This window comes from Thiobacillus thioparus DSM 505, assembly GCF_000373385.1.
GTDB classification, from domain to species: Bacteria; Pseudomonadota; Gammaproteobacteria; order Burkholderiales; family Thiobacillaceae; genus Thiobacillus; species Thiobacillus thioparus.
Genome location: NZ_KB891329.1, coordinates 104202 through 120242 on the forward strand (window position 1 = coordinate 104202; position 16041 = coordinate 120242).

A 16041-nucleotide genomic window follows, 5' to 3' on the forward strand; every position below is an offset into this window, starting at 1 on the left:
GAAACCATGCGGCAAATCATTCTCGATACTGAAACCACCGGCCTCGACCCCAACCAGGGCCATCGCATCATCGAAGTAGCGGCCGTTGAAATGGTCAATCGCCGGCTCACCGGCAACCATCTGCACCGCTATGTGAACCCGGATCGCGACATCGACGCCGGCGCCATGCAGGTGCACGGCATCACGCCGGAATTCCTGCAGGACAAACCGCGCTTCGCCGATGTCGCGCAGGAGTTCGTCGATTTCATCCAGGGCGCTGAACTGATCATCCACAACGCGCCTTTCGACGTCGGCTTCCTCAACATGGAACTGCGCCTGCTGGAGATGCCGCTGCTGACCACCTGGTGCGACGGCGTGACCGACACGCTGGCGATGGCCAAGGCCCTGCATCCCGGTCAGCGCAACAATCTGGACGCCTTGTGCAAACGCTATGGCGTCGACAATACCGCGCGTACGCTGCACGGCGCCTTGCTCGACTGCGAGCTGCTGGCAGCGGTTTATCTGGCACTGACGCGCGGCCAGGAAAGCCTGTCGATCGGACTGGAAGTGCGCGGCGAACGGGCTGCCCAGGCTGCCGCACGGGTACGCCCCAAGCCCATCCTGTTGCAGGCGAGCAGCGAAGAGCTGGCCGCACACGCACGCCTGCTCGAAGCCATCGCCGGGGAAAGCAAAGGGGCATGCCTGTGGGCTGAAGGGCAGGAGGGGATTTGACGTTTCCCGGGCGGGCGACCAGGTGGCGTGCGCTCCAGCGCGTCGTGCGGCTGGGACTGGTCTGCGCGTGTCTGACCGTCGTGTCGGCCCAGGCTGTTGCAGCCCGGGTGGCGGTAGTACTGAGCGACGATACGACGCCTTACCAGGAGGTGTATCAGGTCATTCGCGCCTATCTGGACGACACCCCTCATGAGGCTGTCCGGGTATATGCCGATGGACTGACACCGGCTGCGCTGAACGACGCGCGCTTTGTCGTGGCTGTCGGCGTGGGCGCGGCGGAGGCGCTGGCCGCGCTGCCCGAGCGCGCCCCCGTGCTGGCGATTCTGGTTCCGCGGGCGTGGTATCTCAAGACGGGGCGTGCGCGACTGGCAAGCAGCCGTCGCGCCCTGTCGGCCATTTACCTCGATCAGCCCTTCGAGCGCCAGGCGCTCCTGATCCGACTGGCTTTGCCGGACGTGCGGCGTGTGGGCGTGCTGCTGAGCGCCGAGCAGAGCAGTGTGGTGAACGAACTGGACAGTGCTTTGCGCGCGCAGGGGCTCAGTCTGGTCTATGCCACGCTGACGCCGGATGAGCGCCTGATCACCCCGCTGGAAGCAGTCTTGACGGAAGCGGATTTGCTGCTGGCGCTGCCAGACCCGCTGGTGTTCAACCGCAACACGGCACAAAGCCTTTTCCTGACATCCTACCGCTACCGCGATCCGGTACTGGGCTATTCGCGTTCGCTGACGCGGGCAGGCGCGCTCCTGTCTCTGCATTCCAGCCCGGCGCAAATCGGCCGTCAGGCCGCCGAATGGATCAGCAGCGCCATGCAGGGAGGAACGGTTCGTCTGCCGCCGCCTGCCTATCCCAGTTATTTCAGCGTTTCGATCAATGATCAGGTGGCGCGTTCGCTCGGATTCATCCTGCCGCCCGAAGCCGATCTGGAAAAGCGTTTGGAGGGGAGAAACTGATGGCGCGGTCACTGGGAATACGAGGGCGTGTCATCGGGCTGGCCATTGTGCCGGTGGCCATCATCGGCGTCCTGCTGATGTTCCAGCTCATCACGGGAAAAATCGACGATCTCGACCAGTCCTTGCGTACCCGTGCCCTCGCCATTGCGCGCCAGCTGGCGCCGGCGGCCGAGTATGGCGTTGCCTCGGGCAATATCGAAGTGTTGCAGACGCTGCTCGAAAAGGCGGCGATCGAGCCGGACGTGCGCGGTGTGGCGGTGTTTTCGGAAAACGGCCGGTGGCTGGCTCAGTTCGGTCTGGGGATGTGGGCGAATCCGCTGGAAAAACACATGCCGGCCGACCATATCTACCAGATCGAATACAAGGACCGGCTGGTCTACTACGCGCCGATCACGCGTACCGAGGTGGCCGTCGACGATTTCAATCCGGACGGGCACACCGCAACGAAGCCGGGCCCCCAGACCCGACTGCTGGGCTGGGTGGGGCTGGACGTGTCGCGCAGCGCCACCATCCGAAGCCAGCGCGAGTCCATTCTGCGCAGCCTGGCGATCCTGCTGGTCGGCCTGGGCGTCAGCCTGTATCTTGCCTGGCGCATCGGGCGCCAGATTACCCGACCGATCCTGTCCTTGACCCACACAGTCAGCCGTATCGGCGAGGGGCATCTGGATGAACGTGTCGACACGAGCGGACAGGTCGAACTGGGGGTGTTGCAGCGCGGCGTCAATCATATGGCCGCCCACCTGCAGGCGATGCAGGACCAGATGCAGGAGAAGATCGATCGAGCCACGGCGCGCCTGATTTACCAGGCCAGCCACGATGCGCTGACCGGTCTGATCAACCGCCGCGAGTTCGAGCAGCGTCTCGAGCGCACGCTGTTGTCGGCCTTGCAGCAAGGCCGTGAACATGCGCTGTGCTACATGGATCTCGACCAGTTCAAGGTGATCAACGATTCCTGCGGCCATGCAGCGGGCGACGAACTGCTGCGTCAGCTGGCGCTATTGCTGAAAGGCAATCTGCGCGAACGCGATACGCTGGCCCGCCTGGGCGGCGACGAATTTGCGCTGCTGCTGGAAAACTGCAGTATTCCGGACGCACTGGAAGTGGCGGACACCTTCCGTGCCGAGGTGCAGCGTTTCCGCTTCAAATGGGGGGATCGCATTTTCTCGGTCGGCATGAGCGTGGGCATGGTGGCGATCAATGCCGACAGCGGTACTGCGGCAAGTCTGATGTCGGCGGCCGATGCGGCGTGCTATGTGGCCAAGGATCGCGGACGCAACCAGATTCACCTGTACGAGAGCCGTGACTCCGACCTGGTGCGCCACCGTGGAGAAATGCAATGGGTGACGCGTATCCAGCGGGCATTGGAAGAGCATCGCCTGCGTCTGTCGTGGCAGGAGATTCGCCGTGCCGACGGCGTCGTGGAACCCGTTCGCCATGTTGAATTGCTGCTGCGGATGATCGACGAGGATGGCAGCGAAATCCTGCCGATGGCGTTCATTCCGGCAGCGGAGCGCTATTCCATCATGCCGGCCATCGACAGTTGGGTGATCGAGGAGACGCTGCGACTGTGCCAGCGCTATCTGGAGAGCAAACGCGAGCGGAATTGCCTGTTTGCGGTCAACCTGTCGGGAGCGTCGTTGAAGGATCCGGCATTCCGCCGCATGCTGCTGGCAAGTCTTGACGAAAACCCGGCTTTCGGCCCGCATCTGTGCTTCGAAATCACCGAAACGGCCGCCATCGGCAACCTTGCCGTCGTCAACGAGTTTATCGAGGCCATGCGTGCGTTCGGCTGCAGCTTTGCGCTGGACGATTTCGGCAGCGGTCTGTCGTCCTTCACCTACCTGAAGAACCTGAACGTGGATTACCTCAAGATCGATGGCGCATTCGTGCGCGATATCGTCCACAACGCCATCGATCGCTCCATGGTCGAGGCGATTCACCGCATCGGTCACCAGATGAACCTGAGAACCGTGGCTGAATACGTCGAATCGGACCAGATCCTGGCCTTATTGCGGCAGATGGGCGTGGATTACGTGCAAGGCAACGGTATTCACCAGCCTGAGCCGCTGGAAAATCTGTGCGACCAGGCCTGAAGCGTGGCGGTCAGTTCAGTCGGTGACCCCGAAGCCGGCGTCGACGATGGCCTGCACCATGGCGGCGCGCGCTACGCGGGCGGGATCGTACGTCACCCGCGCCTGGCCTGGCGTCAATGTGACATCCGCGGTTTGCACACCCGGCAGGGCCGCCAATACCTTGGTGACGCTGTTGACGCAACCGCCGCAGGTCATGCCGGTCACGGATAAAACGATTTCGTTCATGCTGTACCCCGAAGGAAGTTTCAGGGCTCGATTTTATTCCAGCTGAAAAACAAAAGCCCGCGGATTGCGTCCGCGGGCTTGCGATTGGGGTGGAAATTACTTCTTGCGCGGGCGTTTGCGCAGGGTTTCCTTGGTATGGTCGATCAGGCGGTCGGCCACCACTTCGGCGTCGACCGCAAAGGTCCCGTTGGCCAGCGCGGCCTTGACCGATTCAACCTTGCCTGCATCGGTGACGTCGACCGATGCCAGCTGGGATTCGAGCGAGCGGATGCGGGTACTGGATTCGGTCAATGTCAGCGAATCGCTGCCGCCAGAGGCGGAGGCAGCGGCTTTGCCGGTACTTTTACCCTTGGCAGAAGACACTTTGCTGGCGGCGGGCGGGGTGATGCGCTTGTCGATTTTCACGGGGATTCCTGGTCGCGGGGGTCGATCTTATGACTGCTTGGGCACTCAATGGTTTATCGGCAGGCCGCAAATTTTCTTTAGCCCTTGCTTCCGTTTCCGCCCAGCAGCGGGATCAGGCCGTCCAGTCCCACCTGATTCAACGCGTAAGCGGCCTGTGCACGTACCACCGGTTTGGCGCGGTAGGCGATGCTGACCCCGGCTTCGGCCATCATTTTCAGATCGTTGGCGCCATCACCCATGGCAATGACCTGTCCGCGATCCAGGTTCAGTTCGGCGCGCACGCGGTTGAGCCAATCGGCCTTGCCCTGGGCGTCGACGATGTCGCCGAGGACGCGGCCGGTCAGCTTGCCGTCCGCCACCTCCAGCGTGTTGGCGGCGGTGTAGTCCAGCCCCAGCCTGGATTGCAGCCGTTCGGTAAAAAAAGTGAATCCCCCCGACACCAGCAGGGTCCGGATTCCGGCGTTGTGTATTGTCGCCAGCAGGGTTTCCGCGCCCGGCGACAACTGCAGCCGCTCGTCGTAGACGCGCTGCAGGGCAGACTGGTCCAGTCCGGCCAGCAACGACACGCGACGGCGCAGACTTTCGGCAAAGTCGATCTCGCCGCGCATGGCCGCTTCGGTGATGGCTGAGACCTGAGGTTTCAGGCCCTGCATGTCGGCAATCTCGTCAATGCACTCGATGGTGATCAGGGTCGAATCCATGTCCATCACCAGGAGGCCGAAGTCGCCGATGTGCCGTCCGTCCGGCACCCAGCCGCAATCGAGCGAGTTCGCCTCGCAGAACGCGGCGACTTCGGTACGCGGCCTGTCGTCGGCGGCCACCAGCCGGAACGCGGCGAGCGAAATGGCCTCGATGGCCGTGGCGTCGGTCAGTTTGGCGAGCTGTTTGAGGCTGGGGGTGGGGACGTCGCGTCCCTGAACGATCAGATTCATGCCGTGTGCTATTTCAATAGATTGAACAGGGTGATGACGTTGGCGGCGCGCGCTTCAGCGGGCGAATTGGCGGCCCAGCGCAGGCGATTCTCGCCCGCCAGCTTGATGTCGCGCCGGCTCTGGATGAGCTGGATAATGCGGGCCGGGTCGATCGGCGGCTGCGGCACGAACTGCAACAGGATGCTGTCCGCGTTGGCGTCCACCTTCATGATGCCGAGCGGCTTGGCGGCCAGCCGCAGGCGATGGGTGTCGAGCAGCGCGCGGGCGGGGTCGGGCAGCTTGCCGAAGCGGTCGACCAGTTCTTCCTGCAACTGGGTGAGCTCCTCCACGTCGTGCACGCTGGCCAGCCGTTTGTATAGCACCAGCCGCTCGTGAACGTCGGGGCAATAGTCCACTGGCAGCAGCGCGGGCATGTGCAGGTTGATTTCCGACACCACGCCGAGTGGCTGGTTCATGTCGGGCTCCTGGCCCGCTTTCAGGCTGGCCACTGCGCCGGCCAGCATATCGTTGTAGAGCGAGAAACCGACCTCAAGGATTTCGCCGCTCTGCTTCTCGCCCAGCACCTCGCCGGCACCGCGGATTTCCAGATCCTGCATGGCCAGGTGGAAGCCGGAGCCGAGTTCTTCCATCAATTGAATGGCCTCGAGGCGTTTCTTCGCCTGCGGTGTCAGGGTGCGGTCCTCCTCCACCAGCAGATAGGCGAAGGCCTGGTGATGGGAGCGGCCGACACGGCCCCTAAGTTGATGCAATTGGGCGAGTCCGAATTTGTCGGCGCGGTTGATGAGGATGGTGTTGGCAGTGGGAATGTCGATGCCGGTTTCGATGATGGTGGTGCACAGCAGAATGTCGTAGCGTTGCTGGTAGAAATCGCGGATCACCTGTTCCAGTTCGCGCTCGCCCATCTGCCCGTGGCCGACACGGATGCGCGCTTCCGGCAGCAGCTTTTCCAGCCGCTCGCGCATGGCTTCGATGGTGCTGACCTCGTTGTGCAGGAAATACACTTGGCCGCCGCGCTTCAGTTCGCGCAGCACCGCCTCGCGGATCAGGCCGGCGGAAAACGAATGCACGAAGGTCTTGATCGCCAGCCGCTTCTGCGGCGCGGTGGCGATCACCGAGAAGTCGCGGATGCCTTCGAGCGACATTGCCAGCGTGCGCGGGATCGGCGTCGCGGTCAAAGTCAATACATCCACCTCGGCGCGCAGCGCCTTCAGCTGTTCCTTCTGCCGCACGCCGAAGCGGTGCTCCTCGTCCATGATGACCAGCCCCAGACGGGCGAACTTGACGTCTTTCTGGATCAACCGGTGGGTGCCAATGACGATGTCGAGTTTACCGTCGGCGAGCGCCTGCAGCGCTTCGGCCTGCTCCTTGGGGCTGCGGAAGCGCGATAGCTCGGCAAGCTTCACGGGCCAGGCGGAAAACCGGTCGGAGAAATTGTTGAAGTGCTGCTCGGCGAGCAGGGTAGTCGGGACCAGCACTGCCACCTGGTAGCCACCCATCACCGCCATGAAAGCGGCGCGCAACGCGACCTCGGTCTTGCCGAAGCCGACATCGCCGCATACCAGCCGGTCCATCGGCTTGCCGGCCTGCATGTCGGCCATGACTGCAGCGATTGCCGCGGCCTGGTCGGGCGTCTCTTCGTAGCCGAAACCTTCGACAAAAGCCTCGTAGTCGTGCGGCGAAAACTTGAACGCGTGGCCTTCGCGGGCGGCGCGCAGCGCATAGAGGTTCAGTAACTCGGCGGCGGTGTCGCGCGCAGCCTGCATGGCACGGCGGCGCGCTTTTTCCCACTGGTCGGTTCCCAGCTTGTGCAGCGGCGCCGCGCCCTCCCCGGCACCGCTGTAGCGCGAAATCAGGTGCAGGTTGGCGACCGGCACATAGAGTTTGTCGCCCTTGGCGTATTCGAGCTGCAGGAACTCGGTGTCGCCGTCGCCGAGGTCCATGTTGATGAGGCCGAGGTACTGGCCGACGCCATATTGGGCATGCACCACCGGGTCGCCGGGCTTGAGCTCCGAGAGGTCGCGCAGCAGGTTGTCGATCTGCGTCGCGCGGGCCTCGCGCGCGCGACGGGTTTTCGGCGGGATGGCGTAGAGCTCGGTTTCGGTGATGACGGCGAGCGAGCCGTCCGCCGTGACGAAGCCCTCGGCCAGTGGGCCGTAGGTCAGCAGGATGCGGCCGGCCGGTTGCTGGCAGTCAGCCCAACCCGCGCACAGCGTGGCGTCGAGCCCGTGCTCGGCAAGGTATTCGTGCAGGGTCTCGCGACGTCCGGCCGAAGGCGCGACGATCAGGGCTGTACCCTTGAATCCATCGATGAATCCCTGCAGCTTGGCAACCGGGTGCACTTCGCGGCGATCGACCGAAATGGGCGGAACCGGGTGGGCCAGTCCCTCACCGGCCTGTTCCACATCGAGCCGCGTGTAGCCCTTGGCCAGGCTGAAAAAGGCGTCGGTCGGCAGGAACAGTTCGGTGGGCGGCAGCAGCGGGCGGTCCTTGTCACCCGACAGCAGGCGATGGCGGCTTTGCGCGTCGGTCCAGAATGCCTGGCCGGCGGGGTCGAGCGCGCCATGGCTGACGAAGCGGGTGTGCCTGGGCAGATAGTCGAACAGCGTTGCCGTTTCGTCGAAAAACAGCGGCAGGTAGTACTCGATGCCGGCGGGGGCCAGGCCGTTGCTGACATCCTTGTAGAGCTTGGATTTGGACGGGTCGCCCTCGAAACGTTCGCGGAAATTCTGGCGGAAGCGGGTGATGCCGGCTTCGTCGAGCGGAAACTCGCGCGCGGGCAGCAGGCGCACTTCGTTGACCGGATAGATGCTGCGCTGGGTGTCGACGTCGAACGCGCGCAGCGTCTCGATCTCGTTGTCGAACAGATCAATGCGGTAGGGCAGGGCGCTGCCCATGGGAAAGAGGTCGATCAGACCGCCGCGGATCGAGAATTCGCCTGGCGCGAACACCTGGTTGACGTGGGTGTAGCCGCCCAGCGCCATCTGCGCACGGAAGGCCGGCTCGTCGAGGATGTCTTTCTGCTTCAGGAAGAAGGTGTGGGCGGCGAGAAAGGCCGGCGGCGCCAGCCGGTACAGCGCGGTCGAGAGCGCGACCACGGCGACGTCGAATTCACCGCGCGAAATCTGGTACAGCGTCGCCAGCCGCTCGGAGATCAGGTCCGGGTGCGGCGAGAAGGTGTCGTAGGGCAGGGTTTCCCAGTCGGGAAAGGCGCATACCCGCAGCTCGGGGTCGAACCAGCGCAACTCTTCGGCCAGGCGGTTGGTATCCCACGCGCTGGCGCACACCACCGCCAGCGGCGCGGCATGGCGCACCTGCTCGGCCAGATACAACGCATCGGCTGCGCCAGCCAAGCCGGACTGGGTGCGAGACGAAAGTGCGGAGAGGGAAAACAGAAACGCCATGGAAAAAGTTTAGAATTATCCCGGAAATGGCAAGAGGATGCGCGCAAAGGAATGCGCGATGACTGCTGTGACCCCATAGGGAGAAGAGTGGAGGACCGGTGCCTTCACAAAACATCGTGCATGATTTTGGCATCGGTGTTCGACAGATAAGTGAATGTCCGTGTCATTACAACGACGGAATTTCGTGCTTGCGGCTGGCTATTCGGCCTAACTCGGCACAATCGGAAAATAAGACTACTGGTGGCCGGCATACCTCTCGGCAGATTGCCGGCTTTGCTTCGATACCAACGCAGCCAGGGGACTAGCGTATGAAATGTTTCGATTCCATGGCAAAGGGATTGTGCCAGTTGGTGGCGGCAGGCTTGATGATTTTTGCGTTGCCAGCAGCGGCGAGATTGATGGACGCCATACCTAGTTTGGATGCAAGTGTCGAAAGCGCGCTTCCAGCACCCGCACCCACCGGTGAGATTGAACAATGGTTGCAGCGTGCATCCATGGGCGATTCGTTTGCGCAATGGGTTGTAGCGCAGCGGCTTTTGGATGATGAGCCCAACAACAGGCAGGAAGCCTTGTCGATGCTCAAGCACTCTGCAGACGGTGGGTATTCGCAAGCCGAGTTGGATTGGGGGCGAATACTGCTTTATGGTTGGTTCGAGACGACCATTGATGTGTCGCAAGGGGTGAACTGGATCGAACGTGCCGAGCGAAGTGGCAAGGCGGAAGCTGCATATGTCTTGGCTGAGGCGTACTGGAACGGTTGGGCCGGTACCGCCGATCGAGCAAAAAGTGTTTATTGGCTGAAACGTGCGGCAGAGAAAGGCTGGGCACAGGCGCGCGAAGTGCTCGGACTCATGTTGCGTGATGGTATTGAAGTACATCAGGATGCACGCGAAGCGGCGCATTGGTTGCAACTTGCAGCGGTCCAAGGCCGGCCCGATGCGAAATTTGCGTTGGCTACAATGTTTAGCGAAGGTCAGGGAGTGGAGCATGACGATGGGCATGCGCTCCAGTTGTATCGTGAACTCGCGAAGGCCGGCTATCTGCCGGCCGAGCAAAGGCTCGCTTCGATGGTTGCCGAAGGGCGAGGTGCAGCAACCGATACCGCCCCTCTCCGAGCATTTCTTGAAAAAGCCGCACAAGCAGGGTATGCCGATGCCGCTTACGAGTTGGGCAATGGCCTGCTTGATGGACGCTTTGGCAATCCCGAACGTACAGCCGGGTTGCGTTGGCTGGAACGTGCCGCGGAACTCGATCATCCCCTCGCACAATATCAATTGGCCTGGCAGGGACTTGCCGCAGAGAAACGTGTGCAGTGGCTGGAACGGGCGGCGCGTCTGGGCTATACACCGGCGGAATTCGCTCTGGGCATGGCCTATGCCTATGGAGACGGTGTGGCGGCGGATGACAAGACTGCAGTGGATTGGTATCGGCTGGCCGCAGAAAAGGGCTATGTGGAGGCGCAATCAAGCCTGGCCTGGCGCTATTTCCAGGGGGTGACGCTGCCGCAGGATGAAACATTGGGGATAGTCTGGTCCCGCAAGGCGGCGGAACAGGGTGATGAGCTTTCGATGAAGAATCTGGCCGCTCGATTGTTGGTGCATCCGGATGGTGCCAGCCGAGACGAGACACTGACTTGGATGAAGCGGCTCGCCGAAGCGGGACACTCGCAATATCAATATTATTTGGGCAACGTATACAGCGGCCAGTTTCCTCAGTTCGGGACACGCCTTCTGAACTATGGCGAAGCGCTGAGTTGGTGGAGAAAAGCCGCTGCACAGGGCAATGGCGCCGCTGAGGTGAGCCTGGGAAATGCCTATATGCAAGGCTGGGGTGTGCCGGTGGATGTCTGGCAAGCGATTCCCTGGTATGAACGCGCCGCCGAACGCGGCGACGCCGCAGGCGATCTCAACCTTGCCCGTATTTACGAAACGGGGCGAGGCATGCTCCATGACCCTGAAAAAGCGCGCCAGTATCGTGAGCGTGCCACCCGGAGTGGTAACGCGTTGGCAAAACAGTTGGCGGCGCAACAGGAGAATCCCGCGTACCGATGGATGAGCGCACAAGGGCAATACGAATGGCCGAGGGTGCGCGCGGAGGCCAAGAATGGCAATCTGGAAGCGCAAAAACTTCTCGGGACCGCTTATTTGCAAGGCAATCTGGGTTTGCCGCAAAGCCTGCCCAACGCATACCACTGGTTTGTCAGAGCCGCAGAGCAGGGGGACGCTGACTCGATGAACAATGTGGGCTATACGCTTTACCGGGGCTATCTGGGCAAGTCCGATTTGGCCGGCGCGAAAAGCTGGTTTGAAAAGGCGGCCCGCGGCGGCAACAGCAATGCGATGCTCTCCCTGGCGCGGATGCATGAGGAGGGTGAAGTCGGGAAGCGCGATGCCAAAAAAGCGCTGGGCTGGCTGATGAAGGCGGCCGCAGCGAACAACCGCCAGGCGATCGAACGGTTGGTAAACGTGTATCGCAACGGTGAATTGGATCAGAAGGCCGATCCCAAGCGTGTCGCTTATTGGGAGGCGCGCGCGCTGTCTGCAACTCCGAAGGATAAACCATGAAACAGGTGTGCATTGCAGCCAGTTGGGCTGTTTTTCTGGCACCACTATCCGTGTTGGCCGACGTTGCACCGGTACATGCCGCCGCGCAGAAGGAGATGCTGCAATTTCGTCAAGCAGCCGAACAGGGCGCAAGTTTTTTACTTTATGACATTGGCTGGAATTATGAGTTGGGACGGGGTGTCAAGGCTGACCAGCAGGAAGCGCTGCGTTGGTATCAACGTGGTGCTGAGTTGGGTGAATCGCGTTCCCAATACAGGCTGGGGCGGTATTACCAGAATGGTGGCGATGTCCTGCCACGCGACCTTAAACAGGCATATGACTGGTACCTGCGCGCAGCGGAGCAGGGCCATCCTGGCGCGCAGTACGCCCTGTCCTTGATGCTGGCAGGCGGACAGGGCGTGCCTCAGGGCGATGCCGCCGCTTATCACTGGATCGAACGTGCCGCGGCAAGCGGTAGTCCCGAAGCACTGTATCGGCAGGGCTTCCACTTGCTTACGGGGCGTGGCGTGGCGAGAAATGCTGAGCATGCGCGGCAGGTTTGCAGGCAGGCAGCGGAAAAAGGCCTTGATAGTGCGCAGTTTGATCTTGCCCAGTTTTATTTGCGTGGTGACGGTGTGCCGCGTGACGTGTCGATCGCAATACCATGGCTGGAGCGCGCCGCCAACCAGGCGCATGTCGGGGCCGCGCTGGCGCTGGGGCTGATTTATTTGCAGGGGCAGGGTGTGGCACGGGATGATAAACAGGCTGCAGTCTGGATCGGTCGTGCTGCGCAACTATCGAATGCGGATGCGCAGTACTGGTTGGCCCGCATGTTTTACTCGGGGACTGGCGTCGAAAAGGATGAGACCAAGGCCGCCCGATGGATGACGCGGGCTGCCGAGCAAGGCCAGTTTGATGCCATGCTGGAACTGGCTTTGCGCCATGCGAGTGGAATCGGCATGCCCAAAAATGCGGCGCGTTCGCTTGAACTGTACGAGCGGGTGGCCGAGCGTGGGCATCTTGATACGCAAAAGCTGCTGGCCTACCGCTACCAAACCGGAGAGGGGGTGCCGCAGGATTCTGCGCGAGCGGCCTACTGGCTTGAAAAAGCAGCCCTGCAAGGCGATGCCTGGGCGAATTACCAGCTCGGCCTCGTCTACCTTGAAGGTGACGGCGCGCCGCGAAACACCTTGCTGGCAATGCAATATCTTCATGCCGCGGCTGAACAGGGTGTGGCGCTCGCGCAATGGCTTTATGGCAGTACGCTTGCCGACAATGCGGACTCCCTGGAGGAAACGCGTGATGCAGTTGCTTGGTTAAAGCGTTCTCTTGCGCAAGGTCTAAGCTATGCACAGGAAACAGTAGGGTCGGTTTGCGCCCGCACCCCCTTGGCGTGTCAGACACCATAGGCCAATCCCCGCTTGTGAAGCCTGCGGGCTCAGTTTGCAAAGGTCATGAAGGCTACTGCTACTGAAAAAACGGGCGTGTTGCTGTGGCAGAACCTCATGCAGCGGGATGATGCCGAGGGTGGCGGGTATAATGCGCCCCTTTCATTGTTTTTGTGAAACTGCTATGAGCCTCGATCGCGTCAGCTCCGGCCGCAACCTGCCGGACGATTTCAACGTCATCATCGAAATCCCCGCCCACGGCGAACCCATCAAATACGAAGTCGACAAGGAATCCGGCGCCATGTTCGTCGACCGCTTCATGTCGACCGCCATGCATTACCCCTGCAACTACGGCTACATCCCGCACACCCTGTCGGAAGACGGCGACCCGGTCGACGTGCTGGTGGTTACCCCGATCCCGCTGATCACCGGCGTGGTCGTGCGCTGCCGTCCCATCGGCATGCTGAAGATGACCGACGAGGCCGGCGTCGACGCCAAGCTGCTGGCGGTGCCGGTCGACAAGCTATGCGGCCTGTACAAGGGCGTCAACAAGCCCGAAGACCTGCAGCCGCTGCTGCTGAAGCAGATTTCCCACTTCTTCGAGCACTACAAGGACCTCGAAGACGGAAAATGGGTCAAGGTCGAGGGCTGGGTCGGCATCGACGACGCCCGCGCCGAGATCCTCGTCGGCGTGGAGCGCTATCGCAATGCCGCGGACAAACCCGCTTTCTGATGAAGGTCTGCATCCTCTCCGACTCGCATGACAACCGGCGTCTGCTGGGTGCGGCGGTCGAGCACGCCAAGGCGCACGGGGCGAAAGCGGTGCTGCACTGCGGCGACGTGGTCGCGCCGACCACGCTGCGCGTGCTGCAGAAATACGAACTGCCGGTGCACGTCATCCACGGCAACAACACCGGCGACCTCTACAACATGACGCGGCTCGCCGCCGAACCCAACAGCGTGGTGCGCTACCACGGCCAGGACGCCGCCTTCACCCTGGCCGACCGCAACCTGTTCCTGGTGCACTACCCGCACTACGCCCAAGCGCTCGCCTGTACCGGCGACTACGACCTGGTGTGCTGCGGGCACGACCACAAATCGAGCATCTCGCAGGTCGCCACCGTCAAGGGCGGGCATACCTGGCTGATCAATCCGGGCACCGTCGGCGGCGTCGGCGCGCCACCCACCTACATCATGGCCGACCTGGCCACCATGCAGTTCGAGATCGTCACGATCGAAGCCGCGCCGGCTTCAGTGCTGCCGCCCGTCACGCCGCATGTCTAGACAGCCCGCCTGAGGCCTTGCTGCCAGATTGCTGATGGGAGTCGGCTCTGGCTGCAAGTCTGATCAGGTTGCCCAGAGTTCGTCCAGATTCGTGATGCCCCACTTGGCCGCGTCTTCACGGCTGACAATCTTTTCCGTGGTGGATGGTCGGGACAGGTCGATCAACTCCGGCACGATGTGGGTTTGCGACTTGCTCGAGAAGAATGCCTTGACGCGCGGCGCCAGCAGCGACTTTTCCGATTGCTCGACCACGACCGCCAGACGGCCTGACGTGAGCCTGACCAGCGAGCCGACCGGATAGATGCCGATGCTCTTGATGAAAGCCTGAAAGACGTGTTCGTCGAAGTGTCCCTTGCTCCACTCGGTCATTTTCCGGATGGATTCAGCCGGATCCCAGCCCGCCTTGTAGGGGCGATTGGAGGTGATGGCGTCATAGACGTCGCACACGGCGCCCATCTTGGCGAAGAGGCTGATTTCGTCGCTTGCGAGCCGGTCGGGGTAGCCGCTGCCGTCGATTTTCTCGTGGTGGTGCAGGCACACATCGAGCACGATGTCGCTGGCGGTTTTGCCTTCGACCAGCAGGCGGTGTCCTTCGACCGGGTGGTTCTTGATGATGCGGAATTCGTCGTCGGTCAGCTTGCCTGGCTTGTTGAGTACTTCCATCGGCATCAGGGCCTTGCCCAGATCGTGCATCAGGCCGGCCATGCCGGCTTCACGCACGCTCGTTTCATTCAGATCCAGTTGACGCGCCAGCGATACCATCAGCGCGCACACCGCAACGGAGTGCATATAGGTGTAGTCGTCTGCGGTCTTGAGTCGCGCCAGGCTGATCAGAGCGCCCGGATTGCGTATCACGGACGAGGAAATTTCTTCGACCAGTTCGCCGGCATCCTCGGCACTGATGGCCTTACCCATGCGAACTTCCCGGAACATGGAGACAACCGCCTTCCTGGCTTTGGCGCAGATCATGGCCGCACGCTGGAGCTCCTCGCTCATCGAGGCCGGTTTGAGCGTCTCGATTCCGGGTGCAATCTCGGCGTTCATCAGCACTTGGGTAGCCGATGGTTCGGGATCTTCCTTGGTTTTGGGTATATCGAGGCCCTTGGCGACATCGATCCAGACCTCGGTGATGCCGCTATCGCAGATGCGACGGATGTCCTCGGTATCCGTCAGGGTGAACTTGCTACGCCAGAATGGATGTTCCATCCATGAGCCGCACAGCCCATGCAGATGCATGCCCAGTTGCAGGTCTCGAGCCTTGATTTTCTTGAGCACGGCGGTTGTTCGATCAATCTATTCAAAGGCCATTCTAGGTCAAAACGACGTTTTGTACCGGGCATGACTCCTGTGCATCTCCGTTTCGGCATGATTCGTCGGCGTTCGATCTTGTCGAGCCTGATTCGTGGCATTGCCATTGCCTGGCACTAGCGATGACGCGCCGAGTCCGATTGGCAATAGTCGGGCAGAGGGAGTTTTTGTGCTTCTGGTCTTTCAATCGGCCAATACCGGCCACCGGACACAGTAGGGCAGTCCCGGGCAAGGCCAGCCCGGATCACGGCAGCAGCAATATCCTGTCCGGCCACATAACAAATCCCGACTTCGTGCATTTGAAATTGAGTGCCATCAAGCGTGCAGTGCACCGGCTCGCCTTCCGCATAGTGTTCCAGGAAAGCTGTCGCCTCATTTCCACCGGACTGTTGGTTGTCTGGGGCCGCGATGCCCAGTAAGCGCACCTTGATCGTTCCATGATCGGTGACGACATGAATCGTACCGCCGTCGACGACATGGGCCATGCCAGATATTTCGGATTGTGCAAAGACCGGAAGTGAGACCAGAAGACAGAGCAGGCCAATTTTTTTCATCGTGAACTCCCTAGTATTCCGGGGATCATAATTCTACTGCCTCAGCACATGCGAAACAGGGCGCCGCATTGGAGCGGCTTTTCTGGTTTGAACGGCGAAAACAAGACTACTGTATCTTTATTTGATATATATTAAGCACGATCTGATTCAGGCGTAAGCCCAAGTCAGCATGAAGGCGATCCGGTCTCCATGTCGTCACACAGTGTGCCGGAGAGCTGTTTATTAACCGCCAGCAAAAGGAAGCCAG

At 61.4% G+C, this 16041-nt stretch carries 13 protein-coding genes; 7 read left to right on the top strand and 6 right to left on the bottom strand.

Annotation, left to right across the window (positions count from 1 at the left end):
* Positions 1 to 6 precede the first annotated feature (6 nt).
* The 3 genes from dnaQ to B058_RS0112240 are packed head-to-tail and all read left to right on the top strand — an operon-like array spanning position 7 to position 3754.
* The gene (dnaQ, locus tag B058_RS0112230) at positions 7 to 711 is read left to right on the top strand and encodes a DNA polymerase III subunit epsilon (RefSeq protein ID WP_018508779.1); all 705 of its coding nucleotides are present in this window, start codon (positions 7 to 9) and stop codon (positions 709 to 711) included.
* The gene (locus tag B058_RS0112235) at positions 708 to 1661 is read left to right on the top strand and encodes an ABC transporter substrate-binding protein (RefSeq protein ID WP_018508780.1); all 954 of its coding nucleotides are present in this window, start codon (positions 708 to 710) and stop codon (positions 1659 to 1661) included. The genes dnaQ and B058_RS0112235 overlap by 4 nt, the downstream gene beginning before the upstream one ends.
* Positions 1661 to 3754: an EAL domain-containing protein gene (locus tag B058_RS0112240; RefSeq protein WP_018508781.1), complete on the top strand. Its 2094-nt coding sequence runs from the start codon at positions 1661 to 1663 to the stop codon at positions 3752 to 3754. The genes B058_RS0112235 and B058_RS0112240 overlap by 1 nt, the downstream gene beginning before the upstream one ends.
* A gap of 15 nt (positions 3755 to 3769) precedes the next feature.
* Here the strand turns inward: B058_RS0112240 and B058_RS0112245 are convergent, their stop codons facing one another.
* The 4 genes from B058_RS0112245 to mfd form a co-directional block, all read right to left on the bottom strand.
* Positions 3770 to 3979: a heavy-metal-associated domain-containing protein gene (locus B058_RS0112245; RefSeq protein WP_018508782.1), complete on the bottom strand. Its 210-nt coding sequence runs from the start codon at positions 3977 to 3979 to the stop codon at positions 3770 to 3772.
* 96 nt (positions 3980 to 4075) lie between these two features.
* The gene (gene flgM, locus B058_RS0112250; RefSeq protein ID WP_018508783.1) at positions 4076 to 4384 is read right to left on the bottom strand and encodes a flagellar biosynthesis anti-sigma factor FlgM; all 309 of its coding nucleotides are present in this window, start codon (positions 4382 to 4384) and stop codon (positions 4076 to 4078) included.
* A 77-nt stretch (positions 4385 to 4461) separates the two neighbouring features.
* On the bottom strand, positions 4462 to 5316 hold the full coding sequence (gene serB, locus B058_RS0112255; RefSeq protein ID WP_018508784.1) for a phosphoserine phosphatase SerB: 855 nt from the start codon (positions 5314 to 5316) through the stop codon (positions 4462 to 4464).
* Between the two features lie 8 nt (positions 5317 to 5324).
* Complete coding sequence (gene mfd / locus B058_RS0112260) at positions 5325 to 8717, bottom strand: transcription-repair coupling factor (RefSeq protein ID WP_018508785.1); 3393 nt, start codon at positions 8715 to 8717, stop codon at positions 5325 to 5327.
* A 308-nt stretch (positions 8718 to 9025) separates the two neighbouring features.
* Between mfd and B058_RS0112270 the strand changes: the two genes are divergently transcribed.
* The 4 genes from B058_RS0112270 to B058_RS0112290 all read left to right on the top strand — a co-directional run bounded on the left by B058_RS0112270 (position 9026) and on the right by B058_RS0112290 (position 13932).
* The gene (locus B058_RS0112270; protein WP_081616792.1) at positions 9026 to 11281 is read left to right on the top strand and encodes a tetratricopeptide repeat protein; all 2256 of its coding nucleotides are present in this window, start codon (positions 9026 to 9028) and stop codon (positions 11279 to 11281) included.
* Positions 11278 to 12669, top strand: coding sequence for a tetratricopeptide repeat protein (locus B058_RS0112275; protein WP_026240884.1), 1392 nt, complete (start codon positions 11278 to 11280; stop codon positions 12667 to 12669). Before B058_RS0112270 ends, B058_RS0112275 begins: the two co-directional genes overlap by 4 nt.
* Before the next feature lie 163 nt (positions 12670 to 12832).
* Complete coding sequence (gene ppa / locus B058_RS0112285) at positions 12833 to 13381, top strand: inorganic diphosphatase (protein ID WP_018508787.1); 549 nt, start codon at positions 12833 to 12835, stop codon at positions 13379 to 13381.
* Positions 13381 to 13932: a metallophosphoesterase family protein gene (locus B058_RS0112290; RefSeq protein ID WP_018508788.1), complete on the top strand. Its 552-nt coding sequence runs from the start codon at positions 13381 to 13383 to the stop codon at positions 13930 to 13932. Before ppa ends, B058_RS0112290 begins: the two co-directional genes overlap by 1 nt.
* A 63-nt stretch (positions 13933 to 13995) precedes the next feature.
* On the opposite strand, the gene B058_RS0112295 is transcribed toward B058_RS0112290, so the two are convergent.
* Both B058_RS0112295 and B058_RS17905 read right to left on the bottom strand, forming a co-directional pair.
* A complete protein-coding gene (locus B058_RS0112295) occupies positions 13996 to 15207 on the bottom strand; it encodes a cyclic di-GMP phosphodiesterase (RefSeq protein ID WP_018508789.1) in 1212 nt (403 codons plus the stop codon).
* A gap of 149 nt (positions 15208 to 15356) precedes the next feature.
* Entirely contained in the window at positions 15357 to 15794 is a 438-nt protein-coding gene (locus tag B058_RS17905) for a thermonuclease family protein (RefSeq protein ID WP_157265835.1), read from the bottom strand.
* Positions 15795 to 16041 lie beyond the last annotated feature (247 nt).

What these genes read in the sequence shown, in the direction of transcription:
- dnaQ (WP_018508779.1), top strand. Translation starts at nt 7, where the DNA reads ATGCGGCAAATCATTCTCGATACTGAAACCACCGGCCTCGACCCCAAC.
- B058_RS0112240 (WP_018508781.1), top strand. Translation starts at nt 1,661, where the DNA reads ATGGCGCGGTCACTGGGAATACGAGGGCGTGTCATCGGGCTGGCCATT.
- B058_RS0112245 (WP_018508782.1), bottom strand. Translation starts at nt 3,979, where the DNA reads ATGAACGAAATCGTTTTATCCGTGACCGGCATGACCTGCGGCGGTTGC.
- serB (WP_018508784.1), bottom strand. Translation starts at nt 5,316, where the DNA reads ATGAATCTGATCGTTCAGGGACGCGACGTCCCCACCCCCAGCCTCAAA.
- mfd (WP_018508785.1), bottom strand. Translation starts at nt 8,717, where the DNA reads ATGGCGTTTCTGTTTTCCCTCTCCGCACTTTCGTCTCGCACCCAGTCC.
- B058_RS0112270 (WP_081616792.1), top strand. Translation starts at nt 9,026, where the DNA reads ATGAAATGTTTCGATTCCATGGCAAAGGGATTGTGCCAGTTGGTGGCG.
- B058_RS0112275 (WP_026240884.1), top strand. Translation starts at nt 11,278, where the DNA reads ATGAAACAGGTGTGCATTGCAGCCAGTTGGGCTGTTTTTCTGGCACCA.
- ppa (WP_018508787.1), top strand. Translation starts at nt 12,833, where the DNA reads ATGAGCCTCGATCGCGTCAGCTCCGGCCGCAACCTGCCGGACGATTTC.
- B058_RS0112290 (WP_018508788.1), top strand. Translation starts at nt 13,381, where the DNA reads ATGAAGGTCTGCATCCTCTCCGACTCGCATGACAACCGGCGTCTGCTG.
- B058_RS17905 (WP_157265835.1), bottom strand. Translation starts at nt 15,794, where the DNA reads ATGAAAAAAATTGGCCTGCTCTGTCTTCTGGTCTCACTTCCGGTCTTT.